14 protein-coding genes and 2 pseudogenes are annotated in these 14,521 nt (G+C 69.7%); 10 read left to right on the plus strand and 6 right to left on the minus strand.

Annotated elements, in window-relative coordinates; all coding sequences use genetic code 11:
- Positions 1 to 4: 4 nt before the first annotated feature.
- Complete coding sequence (locus tag AB0H88_RS47895) at positions 5 to 1,195, plus strand: MFS transporter (protein WP_357656284.1); 1,191 nt, start codon at positions 5 to 7, stop codon at positions 1,193 to 1,195.
- 28 nt (positions 1,196 to 1,223) lie between these two features.
- Here the strand turns inward: AB0H88_RS47895 and AB0H88_RS47900 are convergent.
- Positions 1,224 to 1,376, minus strand: a pseudogene (locus tag AB0H88_RS47900) (class I SAM-dependent methyltransferase); the annotation flags it as partial.
- A gap of 86 nt (positions 1,377 to 1,462) precedes the next feature.
- Between AB0H88_RS47900 and AB0H88_RS47905 the strand changes: the two are divergent.
- A complete protein-coding gene (locus AB0H88_RS47905; RefSeq protein WP_357656285.1) occupies positions 1,463 to 2,170 on the plus strand; it encodes a hypothetical protein in 708 nt (235 codons plus the stop codon).
- 23 nt (positions 2,171 to 2,193) lie between these two features.
- On the opposite strand, the gene AB0H88_RS47910 is transcribed toward AB0H88_RS47905, so the two are convergent.
- The 4 genes from AB0H88_RS47910 to AB0H88_RS47925 all read right to left on the minus strand — a co-directional run bounded on the left by AB0H88_RS47910 (position 2,194) and on the right by AB0H88_RS47925 (position 5,633).
- Entirely contained in the window at positions 2,194 to 2,406 is a 213-nt protein-coding gene (locus tag AB0H88_RS47910; RefSeq protein WP_357656287.1) for an AraC family transcriptional regulator, read from the minus strand.
- Between the two features lie 209 nt (positions 2,407 to 2,615).
- The gene (locus AB0H88_RS47915; RefSeq protein ID WP_357656288.1) at positions 2,616 to 3,521 is read right to left on the minus strand and encodes an LLM class flavin-dependent oxidoreductase; all 906 of its coding nucleotides are present in this window, start codon (positions 3,519 to 3,521) and stop codon (positions 2,616 to 2,618) included.
- 116 nt (positions 3,522 to 3,637) lie between these two features.
- Entirely contained in the window at positions 3,638 to 4,102 is a 465-nt protein-coding gene (locus tag AB0H88_RS47920; RefSeq protein WP_357656290.1) for a MarR family transcriptional regulator, read from the minus strand.
- Positions 4,103 to 4,139: 37 nt separating this feature from the next.
- Complete coding sequence (locus AB0H88_RS47925; protein ID WP_357656292.1) at positions 4,140 to 5,633, minus strand: MFS transporter; 1,494 nt, start codon at positions 5,631 to 5,633, stop codon at positions 4,140 to 4,142.
- Positions 5,634 to 5,845: 212 nt separating this feature from the next.
- Here AB0H88_RS47925 and AB0H88_RS47930 point away from each other — a divergent pair, with 212 nt between their 5' ends.
- From AB0H88_RS47930 to AB0H88_RS47950, 5 genes are all read left to right on the plus strand, one after another.
- Entirely contained in the window at positions 5,846 to 6,217 is a 372-nt protein-coding gene (locus tag AB0H88_RS47930; RefSeq protein ID WP_357656294.1) for a YciI family protein, read from the plus strand.
- Complete coding sequence (locus tag AB0H88_RS47935; protein ID WP_357656295.1) at positions 6,214 to 7,437, plus strand: DUF6596 domain-containing protein; 1,224 nt, start codon at positions 6,214 to 6,216, stop codon at positions 7,435 to 7,437. Before AB0H88_RS47930 ends, AB0H88_RS47935 begins: the two co-directional genes overlap by 4 nt.
- Positions 7,438 to 7,540: 103 nt before the next feature.
- Positions 7,541 to 8,452, plus strand: coding sequence for an NAD(P)-dependent oxidoreductase (locus tag AB0H88_RS47940; RefSeq protein ID WP_357656297.1), 912 nt, complete (start codon positions 7,541 to 7,543; stop codon positions 8,450 to 8,452).
- Entirely contained in the window at positions 8,449 to 9,372 is a 924-nt protein-coding gene (locus AB0H88_RS47945; protein ID WP_357656299.1) for an RNA polymerase sigma-70 factor, read from the plus strand. Before AB0H88_RS47940 ends, AB0H88_RS47945 begins: the two co-directional genes overlap by 4 nt.
- Before the next feature lie 153 nt (positions 9,373 to 9,525).
- Entirely contained in the window at positions 9,526 to 10,221 is a 696-nt protein-coding gene (locus AB0H88_RS47950; RefSeq protein WP_357656300.1) for an NAD(P)H-binding protein, read from the plus strand.
- 255 nt (positions 10,222 to 10,476) lie between these two features.
- Here the strand turns inward: AB0H88_RS47950 and AB0H88_RS47955 are convergent, their stop codons facing one another.
- Positions 10,477 to 11,892, minus strand: a complete 1,416-nt coding sequence (locus tag AB0H88_RS47955; protein ID WP_357656302.1) for a PLP-dependent aminotransferase family protein — start codon at positions 11,890 to 11,892, stop codon at positions 10,477 to 10,479.
- A gap of 74 nt (positions 11,893 to 11,966) precedes the next feature.
- Here AB0H88_RS47955 and AB0H88_RS47960 point away from each other — a divergent pair, with 74 nt between their 5' ends.
- From AB0H88_RS47960 to AB0H88_RS47970, 3 genes and pseudogenes are all read left to right on the plus strand, one after another.
- Entirely contained in the window at positions 11,967 to 13,256 is a 1,290-nt protein-coding gene (locus AB0H88_RS47960) for an FAD-binding oxidoreductase (protein ID WP_357656304.1), read from the plus strand.
- A gap of 452 nt (positions 13,257 to 13,708) precedes the next feature.
- Positions 13,709 to 14,026: pseudogene (locus tag AB0H88_RS47965) on the plus strand (transaldolase family protein); the annotation flags it as partial.
- Positions 14,027 to 14,129: 103 nt separating this feature from the next.
- On the plus strand, positions 14,130 to 14,492 hold the full coding sequence (locus tag AB0H88_RS47970) for a DUF488 family protein (RefSeq protein WP_357656305.1): 363 nt from the start codon (positions 14,130 to 14,132) through the stop codon (positions 14,490 to 14,492).
- Positions 14,493 to 14,521: the final 29 nt, after the last annotated feature.

Genomic DNA, 14,521 nt, shown 5'->3' on the forward strand with positions numbered 1-14,521 from the left:
ACTCATGACGATCACGGCTCCCGCCCCCACCCCCGTGTTCCAGGGGCTGCCCAAGGTGTTCTGGCTGCTGTTCTCCGGCCAGCTGGTCAACAGGTTCGGCGGTGTCGTGCTGCCGTTCCTCGTGTTCTACCTGACCGGGCGGGGGTACGCGGCCGCGCAGATCGCCGCCGTCATCTCCGCGTACGGACTGGGCGGCCTGGGCGGGCAGCCGCTGGGCGGCTACCTGGCCGACCGGTTCGGCCGTCGCGTCACCCTCATCGGCGGACTGCTCGCCACCGCGGCCTGCCTGATCCTCATCGCGGCGGCCGGCAGCCTGGCCTGGCTGATGACCGCGGCCGTGGCCATGGGGCTGGCGGGCGACGTCTACCGGCCGGCCGCCTCGGCGCTGGTCGCCGAGACCACACCGCCGCAGCTGCGGGCGAAGGCCTTCGGGCTCATGCACTGGGCGGTCAACGTGGGCACCGCCGCGGCCGGCGCCGTCGCCGGACTCCTGCTCGCCCACGGCTTCTGGCTCCTGGTCATCCTGGACGTGACCACCAGCGTCGCCTTCGCCGTGATCGTGGCCGTGGGCATCCCCCGAGGCCACGACAAGGCCGCCGCCAGACCGGCCCGCAACGGCTACGCGATCGCGGCCCGCGACCGGGTGCTGCTGGCCGCGCTGGCCTTCCTGCTGCTCGGCCTGATCCTGTACGCGCAGGCCTCGTACGCGCTGCCCCTGGCCCTGGCCGCCGACGGGCTCCCTGCCTCCCTGTACGGGCTGCTCATCACCGTCAACGGCGCGATCGTCGTGATCTTCCAGCCGCTGTTCATCTCCTGGCTGTCGCGCCTGCCCCGGCTGCCGGTCCTCGGCGTCTCCATGACCGTGGTGGGTCTCGGCCTGGCTCTGACCGGCATGGCCAGCCAGCCGTGGCACTACGTGGTCACGGTGGTGCTGTGGTCGATCGGCGAGATCGGCATGGCGGGCTTCGAGGCGGCGCTGATCGCCGACCTCACCCCGGACGGCGCCCACGGCACCTACCAGGCCCTGTACGGCTGGACCACCGCCATCGCCCGCTTCGCCGGACCGGCCGTCGGCGCCGTGCTGTTCCAGGCAGGGATGCTGTGGTGGGCCTGCGCCGCGACGGGCGTCCTGTGCGCGGTGTTCGCCTGCACCCTGATGCCCGCGGTCGCGCGGCGGGGTCGAACGGGTGGGTGAGGAAGTCGCCGAGGATGTAGTCGACGTCGTCCGACTGCTCACGGGCTTGGTCGATGCTGGGCGCGTCGAGATCGATACCGATGACCTGCGGCACGGCCCGCCGCAGTTCGCGGGCGAGCATGCCCTCGCCGCAGCCGACATCCAGAGCGCGCCGCGCGCCATCGGGGACGGCGTGGAGGATGCGGGGATGGCGTCTCGGCGCCGTCCTTCAACTGGCTCGACTGGGAGTATTCCATGAGAGGGATCTATGACGATTGCAGGTGAGTGATGTCGTTCAAGACCGAGCAGATGGCGAGGCTGGCCGCCGGGTGGTCGGGCTGCGCATCCGTGGCCGAAGCGGTGGCGCAGGCCGGGCTACCGGCGGTGACGCCCGACTACCTGGCGACCGCGTTCTCCGACGATCTGTGGGAGGCCGCCGAGCGTGCGGTGCTCGCGCTTCGGAACCACTTCGCCTCGGCTCGCTTCGCGGAGGAGACGACGTACGGGATCCTGCTGATACCCGACCCGGGCCGGTTGGACACCCGGCGCGCGATGACCGCGGCCATACGAGCGGATCAGCTCGGCACGCCTACCAAGGACGTGTTCGACGAGCGGTTGTCCGCAGGTGTCCTCGGAATCGGGCCCGGTAGGCCGTGGACCATGGTCGCCACGATCACTGGTGCTTATGGACCGTCTCTGGGCAGCCACCACCAGATCGTGGGCGGGCCGGCGGCGTCGTTCACAGTGGCCGGCACGGACACCAGGGCGCTGATGATCCGTCAGCTCTGGGGTGCCCGAGTCTTGCAAAGCGGGCCTGACCTGCCTGACTGCGAATCAAACGAGAGGTGGACGTTCACGCTGTTCCCCGGCGAGGGCCTCACCGATGGTCAGGCCGAATCCGGCACCGTGCTCAAGGGCAAGGTGCGTTTCCGGCTCGGCAAGCCCGACCGCGGGATCGGCCCGGCGCGCGTGGCTCCCGCCATCGCCGTTACTTAGGGCCGGCAGCACACCGTCGGGGATCACCGGAGCGACCCGTCCGGCTGCGGAAGATCGGGCGAGGCTGACGTACGGTATCGGCCGGGCGCCACGCCGAAGGTTCGGGAGAACGCGCGGGAGAAGGCGAACTCCGAGGTGTAGCCGATCTGCCTGGCGATGGCGGCGAGCCGGTCGACGATGAGGCGCTCACCCGCCCCTACCTGTGGTTTTCCACAGCCCCGGTCCAGCAGGGCCAAGCCCCGGTCGGGCAGAGCAAGGGCAGAGCAAGGGCAGAGCAAGGGCAGAGCAAGGGCAGACGCGTGGGCGCGCCGAGCGGTGCGTGATAGCCAGGGCTTCGACGCCAGGCGATCCCGGCGGCGCGCTGTAGAGCACGAGGTGCTGGTCGCGGTCCGTGAGTGCGGGCGAGTCGCAGTCGACGGTGACCTGAACCCGGGCACGCCCTCCCCTACTTCGCGATCGCCTCGCGGACGGACGGGACGATCTCCTGGGTCCAGCGGGCCAGGACGGTGAGGTCAGGGGCGCCGTGGCCGTCGGAGAAGAGCGTGAAGCCCGAGGCGCCGTGCTCCAGCACGGCTCCGGTCAGCTCCTCGACCCACTGGCCGACCGAGCCGCCGAGCCAGCGCCCGTCGCGGTCGCGGGTGGCGGGCAGCGGCTGGTCGGTGATGCGCCCGGGGAAGTTGAAGACCGTACGGATCTCGCTCGGATCGCGGCCGACGGACGCCGCCGCCTCGTCGATGATCGGCCGGGAGGTCCGGTAGCGCTCGCTGAGCCAGTCGGCCGCGTGGCCGGGGATCCAGCCGTCGGCCACCCGGCCGGTGGCGGCCAGGGACTTCGCGCCCACCGATCCGGTCCACACGGGCGGCGCGGCGACGGGGGCGGGCTCGATCTGGTGCACCTGGTAGTGGTTGCCCTCGTAGGTGACCGGCGGGCCGCCGCCCGACAGCAGCTTGACCAGGACGATCGCCTCCTCGAAGGCGTCCACGGCCGCGCCGGGCGTCAGCCGCGGCACTCCCATGTCGGCGATGCGATCCCACAGCCCGCCCGCGCCCATGCCGAGCACGACCCGGCCGCCCGACAGCGCCGACAGCGACGTCACCGTCCTGGCCAGCATGGCGGGAGGCCGGGTCGGCAGGTTGGTGACGTTGGCGAAGCCGGCGATGTGCCGTGTACGCCCGAGGATGAAGCCGAGCGCGGCGTAGGCGTCCAGGCGCCCGCCGATGTAGGGATGGTCGGACAAGGTGAAGATGTCCAGCCCGTCCTGGTCGGCCTGCTGGACCATGCGCAACAGCTCAGGCATGTCGTCGATGCTGGAATGCGCGCCAAAACCGAAGACGACGTTATGTGTGGACAACGTGCTGCCCTTCTCTGCGAATGATCGTCAGCACACTGTGGTGTGCCGCGCGACGCGTTGAGTTCGTGTCACGAACCATATTAGTTCGTAGCGCGAACTGCAACCCCGCTCAAGGTTCAGCGCGGGCGATCCGGTTCCATGAAGACGGTGGGCACCTTGTTGTCCGCCACGACCCGGCCGAGCAGGGCAGCGAGCGTGTCGAGTTCCGCCGGGGCGAATCCCGAGGTCAGCTCCTCGACGCGGCGGCAGGTCTCGGTGTAGAACTCATCGACCAGCTTGGCGCCCCGCGGGGTGAGCGCCACCCGTACCGCGCGGGAGTCCTGCGGGTCGGGCCGGCGTTGGACCAGGCCGTTGCGTTCGCTGCGGTCCACCAGGCCGGTCAGGCTCGACTTGGCCAGGCCGAGCGTCGTGCCCAGCTCGCTCATGCCGTACGGCTGCGCCATCAAGACGCACAACAACTGGCCCTGCTGCTGGGTGAGACCGTACTCGCGGGCGGAATTCGCGTACACGGCATTCACCAGAAAGGTAGACCGTACGAGTGCGGCCACCGTCCCGATCTGGCCGTCGACATTTTTGCTCACCGGCCCAGGCTAACAAACTTCGCGGGACGAACTACCGCTATGAGCGAGCCGGCTCGTAGTCGGGAAGCGCGGCCGGGGCGGTCCCGGTCGCTGGGCGCATGGCCAGGATCAGTATGGCCAGCCCGGTGAAGATGACCGCGGCGATGACGCCGGTGAGGTGCACGCAGGCGGTGAACGCCTCCCGCGCGGCGTGCAGCAGTTCCGCGCCCTGGCCGGCGGGAAGGTGCCGGCTGGCGGCGACCGCGCCGGCCAGGGAGTCGGACGTGCCGTCCATCCTGCCGCGGTAGACCACCGCGGCCACCACGCCGAGCAGCGCGAAGCCGAGCGAACCGCCGAAGTAGTTACTGGTCTCCGACATCGACGCCGCCGAACCGGCGCGCTCCGGCGGTACGGCTCCCACGACCAGCCCCGTGCCCAGCGCGAACAGCGGGCCGGTGCCCAGCGCCAGTACCGTGATGCCGATCATCACCAGCGGCAGGGCGCTCGCCCCGCCGACGCCGGCCAGCAGCAGGCCGCCCAGCGCCGACACCACCAGCCCGCCGGCGATGGCGGTCGGCTGCCTCATCCGCCGGGCCAGCGCCGGCGCGGCCATGGTGCCGACCGCCGTGCCCAGGCCCATGGGCGCGAACAGCAGCGCCGACGCGACCGGCGAGAAGCCCAGCACGCTCTGCAAATACTGGGTCACCAGCAGGCCCGTACCCGCCATGGCGATGCCGGCGAAGACCAGCGCGATGAGTACGGCCGTGAACGGGCGGTTGCGGAGCAGTCGCAGGTCCAGCAGCGGCGTCTCCAGCCGCAGTTGCCGGCGTACGAACAGCACTCCGATGCCCGCGCCGACGACGAGGGCCCCCGCCGGGACGACCGGCACGCTCTCGACGGGCAGCTGCTTGATGCCGTACACCATCAACAGCACCGCCACGAGCGACAGCCCCACGCTGGCCAGGTCCAGCCGGCCGGCCCGGTCTGTCCGGAACTCGGGCAGCAGGACCGGCCCGGCGAGCAGCAGCAACGCCATCGCCGGCACGGCGACCAGGAACACCGATCCCCACCAGAAGTGCTGGAGCAGGAATCCGGCGAGCACGGGCCCGAGCGCGCCGCCGGCGAACTGGCAGGTCGCCCAGATCGCGATGGCCTGTCCGCGCTGCCGTGGGTCGTGGAACATGTTGGTGATCAAGGCGAGTGTGGACGGCATCAGGGTGGCGCCGGCGACGCCCAGCAGTGCACGCGCGACGATCAGCATCAGCGGGCTGACCGAGAAGGCGGCGACGACCGACAGCACCGCGAACGCCGCTCCCCCGATCATCAGCAGCCATCGGCGGCCGATCCGGTCGCCGAGCGTACCCATCGTGATGACCAGGCCGGCCACCATGAATCCGTAGCTGTCACTGATCCACAGCTGCTCGACGTTGGTGGCGCCCAGGCCGGCGCTCAGCTGTGGGAGCGCGAGGAGCAGCGCCGTCATGTCCATCGCGACGAGCAAGGTCGGCAGTACCAGGACGAGTAGTCCCAGCCATGCCCGGTTGACTCGCATATCCGAAACTCCTTGTGTGTTCTGTCGACGTTTCGCCGGTTGGTCGGAGCGGTCGCGAGCTTCTTGACATCGCGGCGGAAGGGATCTCCCGCGGCGGCCACGCCGAAGCTCGCGAGTAAGTTTTGGCGGAGGGATGTCAAGACGACGGCGGCGGCTCCGACCAACCGGTCGAAGGGCCCCGGCCGGGGCTCGCGAACCACGAGGAGAATGAGATGAAGTTCCTGATCAGCATGCACATCAACCCGGCCGTGCTGGACGCGCTGACCGACGAGGAGAAGGCGGCGATCGGCGACGGCCACGGCGCGTTCATCGAGGCGCTGAAGAAGTCCGGCGAGCTGATCACCACGCAGGCGCTGGTCGACCCGTCGCAGGCCGCCGTGGTGACCGTACGCAACGGCCAGCCGGTGGTGACCGACGGCCCTTTCCTGGAGGCGAAGGAATATCTCGGCGGTTTCTACCTGATCGACTGCGAGAACAAGGAGCGGGCGATCGAGCTGGCCACGCAGATCCCGGACACCGCGATCGATGGGCTGGGGGTAGAGGTGCGGCAGGTGATGTTCGCTGACGGACAATTGGAGTCATGACGACATCAGCCATCGAGGACCTGCTGCGTGAGCTCACGCCGCAGGTCCTCGGCACGTTGGTACGGCGGTATGGGCAGTTCGAAGCCGGCGAGGACGCCGTTCAGGAAGCCGTACTCGCCGCCACCGTGCAGTGGCCGGCCGAAGGGCTGCCGGACAACCCGCGCGGCTGGCTGATGACCGTCGCCTCCCGGCGGCTCATCGACCAGATGCGCAGCGACCATGCGCGCCGCGAGCGGGAGTCGGCGACGGCCACCGAGGTGGTGCCCGAGGACGTGCCGGACACCGACGACACGCTCGTCCTGCTGTTCCTGTGCTGCCATCCGACGCTGACCGCGGCCTCCCAGACCGCCCTGACGCTGCGCGCGGTCGGCGGCCTGACGACCGCTGAGATCGCCCGCGCGTTCCTGGTGCCGGAGGCCACGATGGCGGCCAGGATCAGCCGGGCCAAGCAGCGCATCAAGGCCGCCGGCAGCTCGTTCAGCCTGCCGGAAGGCGCGGAGCGCGAGGAGCGGCTGCGGGTCGTCCTGCACGTGCTCTACCTGATCTTCAACGAGGGTTACACCGCCTCCTCGGGCAGCGAGTTGCACCGTACCGACCTCGCGCACGAGGCGATCCGGCTGGCCAGGATGGTGCACGCGCAACTGCCCGAGGACGACGAGGTGACCGGGCTGCTCGCGCTGATGCTGCTGACCGACGCCCGCCGGGAGGCACGTACGACGGCGACAGGTGACCTGGTGCCGCTGGACGAGCAGGACCGTGCGAAGTGGGACCGCGCGCTGATCGACGAGGGCATCGAGCTGGCCAAGGCGTCACTGGCCGGCCCGACGCTGGGGCCCTACCAGCTGCAGGCCGCCATCGCCGCCACGCACGACGACGCGGCCACGGCCGCGGCGACCGACTGGGCGCAGGTGCACGCGCTTTACCTGGTCCTGGAAAGGATCGCGCCCAACCCGATGGTCACCCTCAACCGGGCGATCGCGCTCGCCGAGACCGAGGGCCCGCTGGCCGGCCTGGCCCTGCTGTCCACATTGGACAGTGATGAGCGGATGGCCGGGCATCACCGGTTGCTGTCCGTACGGGCGCATCTGCTGGAGAAGGCCGGCGACACGGCGCAGGCGTACGAGCACTTCCGGCTCGCCGCGAAGTCCACCGCCAGTATCGCCGAGCAGCGCTACCTGGAGTCCCGGGCCAGCCGGGTGAGAGCGTCGGGGTCGTCTTAGGCGGCGATCTTCTCCCAGCTGTTTCTGGCCGCATGTCACAGATCGGCGGGCTGTCTCGTCTCGGGTTCCGGGGACAGACTCGGGGATCTGGAAGGTGATGGTCATGCGGGTGTTCGTGGCAGGCGGGGCCGGGGTGTTGGGCCGGCGGCTGGTGCCGCTGCTGGTGGCGCGGGGCCATGAGGTGACGGCGACGACGACGAGCCCGGCCAAGCGGGGCGTGCTGGAGCGGCTGGGCGCCGAGGCGGTCGTGATGGACGGGCTGGACGCGGTGTCGGTCGGTGAGGCGGTGGCCCAGGCCCGGCCGGAGGTGATCGTGCACCAGATGACGGCTATCTCCGGCAAGCCCGATATCAAGCATTTCGACCGCTGGTTCGCCACCACCAATCGGCTACGTACCGAGGGGACGGACCACCTGCTGGCCGCCGCCGAAGCGACCGGTGTGTCCCATTTCGTCGCGCAGAGCTATGGCTCTTGGAACGGCATCCGCGAGGGCGGATGGGTGAAGACCGAGCAGGACCCGCTGGACCCGACGAGCACGGGCAGGGGGGCGGAGGCGATCCGCCACCTTGAGGACGTGGTCGTCAAGGCCGGCGGCGCGGTCCTGCGATACGGCGCGTTCTACGGGCCGGGCGCCACCGATGATCAGGTCGAGCTCGTGCGCAAGCGGCAGTACCCGGTCGTCGGGAACGGCGGCGGCTACAGCTCGTGGGTGCATCTCGACGACGCGGCGAGCGCCACCCTCCTGGCCGTGGAAGGCAAGGTCAAGGGCGTGTACAACATCGTCGACGACGAACCGGCCCCGGCCCGCGAATGGCTGCCCCACCTGGCGGCGTGCGCGGGGGCGAAGCCACCGATGCGGGTCCCGGTGTGGCTCGCGCGGCCGCTGGCCGGGAACACGGCGGTGGCGATGATGACCCAGGGACGCGGCTTCTCCAACGCCAAGGCCAAGCGGGAGCTGGGCTGGCAGCTGCGCTACCCCTCCTGGCGGCAGGGCTTCAAGGAGGAGCTGGCATGACACGCGCCGAGGAGTTCCAGGAGCTGCGGCCGCTGCTGTTCTCCATCGCTTACCGGATCCTGGGCAGCGTGAGCGAGGCCGAGGACGCGGTCCAGGAGACCTGGCTGCGCTACGAGGCCTCCCCGACGCTACCCACCTCGACCAAGGCGTTCCTGTCGGCCACGGTGTCCCGGATCGCGATCGACGTGCTGCGCTCGGCACGCGTCCGGCGGGAGGAATACACCGGGCAGTGGTTCCCCGAGCCGCTGCTCGCCGACCCCTACGAGGATCCGGAGCGGTCGGCGGAGCTGGCCGACTCGGTGTCGATGGCGGCGCTGTTGCTGCTGGAGCGGCTCAGCCCGCTCGAACGGGCGGTCTTCGTGCTGCGGGAGGTGTTCGGGTTCGGCTTCGGCGAGGTCGCCTCGGCGGTGGGCAGGTCGGAGGCGGCCTGCCGCCAGCTCGTCGTGCGGGCGCGCCGCCACATGGATGCGGGCCGCGCCCGGTTCGAGGCCGATCGGCGGGAGCGAGCAGAACTCGCCGAGCGATTCTTCGGCGCCTTCCGGGAAGGGGACGTCGACGGCCTGCGGAAACTGCTCGCGGCCGACGTACAGATGATCGGCGACAGCGGAGGCAAGGCCCCGCTGTGGGGCCGGGGCGTCTTCGGCGCCGAGAACGTGGCCCGGACGCTGGCCGCGATCCTCGCGCCGTTCGTCCGGATCGGCGGGGTCGTGGAGCCGCACGAGGTGAACGGCCAGCCGGGCGCCATCTTCCGCGACCGGGACGGCAACATCGTCAACATCCTGGCGCTCGACACCCTTGACGGGCAGATCCAGACGATCCGCGCGGTGATCAACCCCGACAAGCTGCGGCACCTGGGTCCGGTGGCGGACGCCTGGGCGGTCGTTCGTGAGGCGAGCCAGGAAAGGAGAGCCCAACCGTGATCCTGGTAACCGGTGACACCGGAAACGTCCGCACCGGCATCGTCCGCCGGCCGCTCGACGCGGGCTACGCCCACCGGGCGGCCAGCTTCGGCTCGAATCCGGCCTGACGACGACCGTGCCCAAAAGCGTCGTAACCAAGGAAGGACAGCCGTCATGCTCATCACACTCTTCGGAGCCAACGGTCCGACCGGCCGCCTGCTCACCGGGCAGGCACTCGCCGCCGGACATCGGGTCACTGCGGTCACCCGGCAACCGGACTCGTTTCCGCTGCGCCATGATCGGCTCGAGGTAGTCGGTGCCGACGTGCTCGACGCGGCGGCAGTCGACGCCGCCGTGGCGAAGCGGGATGCGGTGCTGTCGACGCTCGGGGTACCTGCCGGGAAAGAGCCGATCAGCACCTATTCGCAGGGTGTGGCGAATATCGTCGCCGCGATGGAACGCCACCGGGTGCGTCGCCTCGCCGTGGTCAGCTCGAGCGGGGTCGCCCCGCACTCGTACTCCGATGGCGGTTTCCTGTTCAACCGAGTAGTGCTGCCGTACGTGACGCAGGTGCTGGGCAAGACGCTGTACGACGACATGCGGCGGATGGAAACGCTGGTCCGCGCCAGCGATCTCGACTGGACGATCGTGCGCCCGAGCGGGCTCTACCACTTGCCCTCACCCACCGACTACACCGTCGTCGAAGGCCAGGCCGACGGCAGGTTCACCGCCCGTACGGACCTGGCCGCGAGCATGCTGGCCCTGCTGGAGGACGACCGCTATTTCCGTACCACCGTGAGCGTCATCACCACCGTCGACAACCCCACCCTGCTGCAGTGGATCCGCCGCGAAGCACTCACCAAGAGCTGAGCCGACACGTCCGCCTGCTGTGGGTCGTCCGTCGACACCGACAACCCGCCCCTGCGAGCGTTCTTCGGCACCCAGGGCCAGGTGGACCAGCAGTCGGCGGCTGCGTGGCCGATCGTCAGGCGACGGCCGCGCCGCCAAGCGTCCCCTGCTCACCCCGGCGATCTCGCGGGATCGGCCACCCGTCCCGTCGGGTTGGACGCGGAGAGCTCGTGCGTGGGTTGCTCCGGCGGCGCGCCGTGCAGCCGGCGTAGCCGGCTACTGACGGCGGAGGGAGCCGATGGCATCGGCGAGCAGGTCGATGCCCTCGACGACGGCCGGTTCGGTCAGGCTGCCGTACCCGAAGACCAGACCCTCCGGTCTCGCCTTCTCCACCCAGTAGGGCGCCAAGCCGTAGACCCCGAGGCCGCGTTCCAGCGCTGCATTCGTCACAGCGGCCTCGGTGAGATCGGGCGGCAGCCACGTCATCACATGAAGGCCGGCGGAGACTCCGATCGGCACGAGGTCCGGCACCTGCTCGGCCAGCCGGCCGACGAGCGTGTCCCGCAACCGCCGGTACCGCGGCCGCATCCGGCGCAGGTGCCGATCGAACTCACCTCGCGCGACGAAGTCGGCGAAGGTCAGCTGGTCGAACACCGGCGAGCCGCGATCGTCGATCACCTTGGCCGTCGACATCGGCTCGACCAGACGGCTCGGCAGGATCAGCCAGCCGAGCCGGAGCCCGGGCGCCAGCGTCTTGCTCGCCGTACCGGCGTAGACCACGGACTCCGGCGCCAGGCCCTGGATGGCGCCGATCGGCTCGCGGTCGTACCGGTACTCCGCGTCGTAGTCGTCCTCGATGACCAAGACATCATGCTTCGTGGCCCACGCGACCAACCCGGCCCGCGTCTGCGCCGAAGCCACCGCACCGGTCGGGAACTGGTGGGCCGCGGTCACCACCACGACGTCGGCTCCCGACCGCTTGAGCGCCTCCACATCCAGCCCGGTCTCCAGCACCGGTACGCCGACCGTCTCCAGCCCCGTCTTCGTCGCGACGTCGCGAAGCTCATTGTCGGACGGGTCCTCGACCGCCAGCCGGCGATACCCGGCAGCCGCCAGCACCTGCAAGAGCAGCCGCGAACCTTGGGCGAAGCCGTTGCAGATCAGCATGTTCTCCGGCCGCGCCGACGTACCGCGGACCCGGTTCAGGTAGTCGGCCAGGGCCTCACGGAGTTCGGCGGTGCCGCGCCCGTCCAGGTAGGCCAGGCGCCTGTTCGGCGTCTCGTTGAGCACCTTGCGGATCGACCGCAACCAAGCAGCGCGAGGGAACTGGGAGACATCCGGCTTGCTGTACTTGAAATCAATCCGGGGCGGCCCACCGGTTGTCGCGGCGCTCTGCTGCTCCGCCTGGATCGCGGCCGCCGCCGGCGCCACCTGCGTGTAACCGCCGGCCCGGCTGACCAGATATCCCTCGGCCACCAACTGCTGGTAGGCCTCGACGACCACTCCCCTGGACAGTCCGAGATCCGTCGCGAGGGCGCGAGTCGCCGGCATCACCGCATCAGCCCGGAGCAGCCCCTGCCGGATCCGGTCCCGGATGCCACTTTCCAACTGCCGGTGCAGCGGCACGGACGAGTCGCGCCGGAGCTCGACGAGCAGCTCACCGGTGCCCGAATTGGTCCTGGATCGACCCATAGAACTGGACCTTATCGAAGTACCGCTTCGCTGTCAGGGTGGTGAGCACCACCACTTCCGACAGGAGTACGACGATGACCACCACCACTCACACCCTCGAACTGCTGCACCCGGGAGAGGCCGGGTACGACGAGGCGCGAACGGTCTGGAACGCGATGATCGACCGGCACCCGGCCGTGATCGCCCGCTGTCACGACACCGCGGACGTCGCGGCGGCGGTCCGCTTCGCCCAGGCCAGGGACCTGGAGATCGCGATCCGCTGCGGCGGCCACAACATCGCCGGACTCGCCGTACCCGAGGGCGGGCTGATGATCGACCTGACGCCGATGAACCAGGTCCGCGTCGACCCCGAGCGGCAGCTCGCCTGGATCCAGGGCGGCGCCCTGCTCGGCGAACTGGATCGCGCCGCGCAGGAGTACGGCCTGGCCACCACGGCCGGCAATGTGTCGCACACCGGCGTCGGCGGCCTCACCCTCGGCGGCGGGATGGGCTGGCTCGCCCGCCAGTTCGGGCTCGCCTGCGACAACGTGGCCTCCTACGAACTCGTGACCGCCGCAGGCGACATCGTGACAGCGAGTGCGACCGAGAACCCCGAGCTGTTCTGGGGACTGCGCGGTGGCGGCGGCAACTTCGGCATCGTCACCTCGTTCGAGTTCCGCTTGCACCAGGTCGGCACCCGCACCCTCGTCGCCGAGTTCACCTACACCTGGGAAGAGGCCTTCGCCGTACTGCGAGGTTGGCGCGACCTGAACGCCACCGCACCCCGCCAGGCCACCTTCACCGCGAACATCCGCGGCCAGGAACTGACCATCGGCTTCGTCTGGGTCGGCGACCCGGACGAGGGCGCCGAGCTGATCGCGGCCTTCCGCGAGCTCGGCACGATCGTTGCCGAGAGCATCGAGGCGCTGTCCTACCTGACCCTGCAGAGCCGCGAAGACAGCGTGCAAGGACATCGGTTCCGCCGCTACTGGAAAGGCCACTACTTCAAGTCTCTGCCCGACGAGGCGATCCGCGCCCTGCTCCGCAACCCCGGCATCGGCGCCAGCCTGCAGGCGTACGGCGGCGCGATCGCCGAGGTCGCGGACGACGACGCCGCCTTCAGCCACCGCGACACCCAGTTCGAGTTCGTCACCGCCACCCGCTGGGAGGACCCCGCCGACGACGCCGAACAGATCGCCACGATCCGCGCGTACGCCGCCACCCTCGACCCGTACGCCGGCGGCGCCTACGTCAACACCCTCAACGGCGAGAGCGTCAGCCGCGCCTTCCCGCCCGCAAAGCTGGCCCGGCTGACCGCGCTGAAGAACAGCTACGACCCGGCCAACCTCTTCCACCTCAACCAGAACATCCGGCCGACCGTCTAGCGCTTCTTGCCCAACCGCTCCAGGCCCCAGCGAGACGATGAAGCGGTCCATGTCACGCCAAGCCGAAGCCGAACAGGAACGGCGCTCACGCGTCATCACCGCCGGGGGCGAACTCCAAGCCTCGGAGAAGCAGCCACCACCGGCACCTCGACCCTGCCGTCCATCGCCGCGCGACCGGAGGAGGCATCCATACCGGTCGACCGACCTCTACAAGACAGCCACCACCTTGACTCCGCCACGGCCGGCGGGGTGCTGGCTGACCGGCAGGCATCAGTGCTTCCCGGGAGGCGGACGAAGGCCTCCATCGTCATGAAAACCACCTGAACTCGGCTTGACGTCCACCGGCGTAGCGTCGGTGGCATGAGAGGGATGGCCCTGGTGGAGTCCTAAACGAAAGCGGATGTACGTCCGTGGATGTACATCACCGCACGAAAAGGAAAGGGAGCCATGCCATGGCCGATCCACTAGCCGAACTTACTGCCTGCGGGGTGTCGATCTGGCTGGACGACCTGAGCCGGGAACGGCTGGTTTCAGGCAGTTTGGCGGACCTGGTCGCGCGTGACCACGTGGTGGGGGTCACCACCAATCCCACCATCTTCGCGAAAGCCATATCGCGCGGTGATGCCTACCACGCGCAGATGAGCGACCTGGCGGCACGTGGCGTCGAGGCCGCGGAGGCGCTGCGGGCGCTGACCACGTTCGACGTCCGCGCCGCGTGCGATGTCCTGCGGCCGGTCTATGACGCCACCGACGGGGTGGACGGCCGGGTCGAAGACACCTCTGGGCTCGCTGGTCGGCGCTTCGCCCTGAACCAACGGCGGGTCAAGACTTTGACCCATCCAGGAACTCGCACGAACGCGAGGAGACAAAACAATGACAGGCAAGCGCAAGATTCAGGTGCGTCGGGTCTATGAAGAACCGGCGGCAGACGACGGCGCCAGGGTGCTGGTCGACCGGATCTGGCCGCGAGGGCTGACCAAAGCCAAGGCGGACCTCGACGAATGGTGCAAACAGGTCGCCCCGTCAACAGAGCTGCGCACCTGGTATCACCACGACCCCGAACTCTTCGCCGAGTTCGGACGCCGCTACCGCAGCGAACTCCAAGCCCCCGAACGGGCGGACGCGGTCACACACCTGCGCAAGCTCGCCCAAGACGGCATGCTGACGCTCCTCACCGCGACCAAACAGCCCGAGATCAGCGAGGCAGCAGTGCTCGCCGAGCTGCTCCAGCGCTGACCACGGCAATCGGCAACGCAGTACGTGAT

The sequence above is a fragment of the Nonomuraea sp. NPDC050680 genome (assembly GCF_040654555.1).
GTDB lineage: Bacteria > Actinomycetota > Actinomycetes > Streptosporangiales > Streptosporangiaceae > Nonomuraea.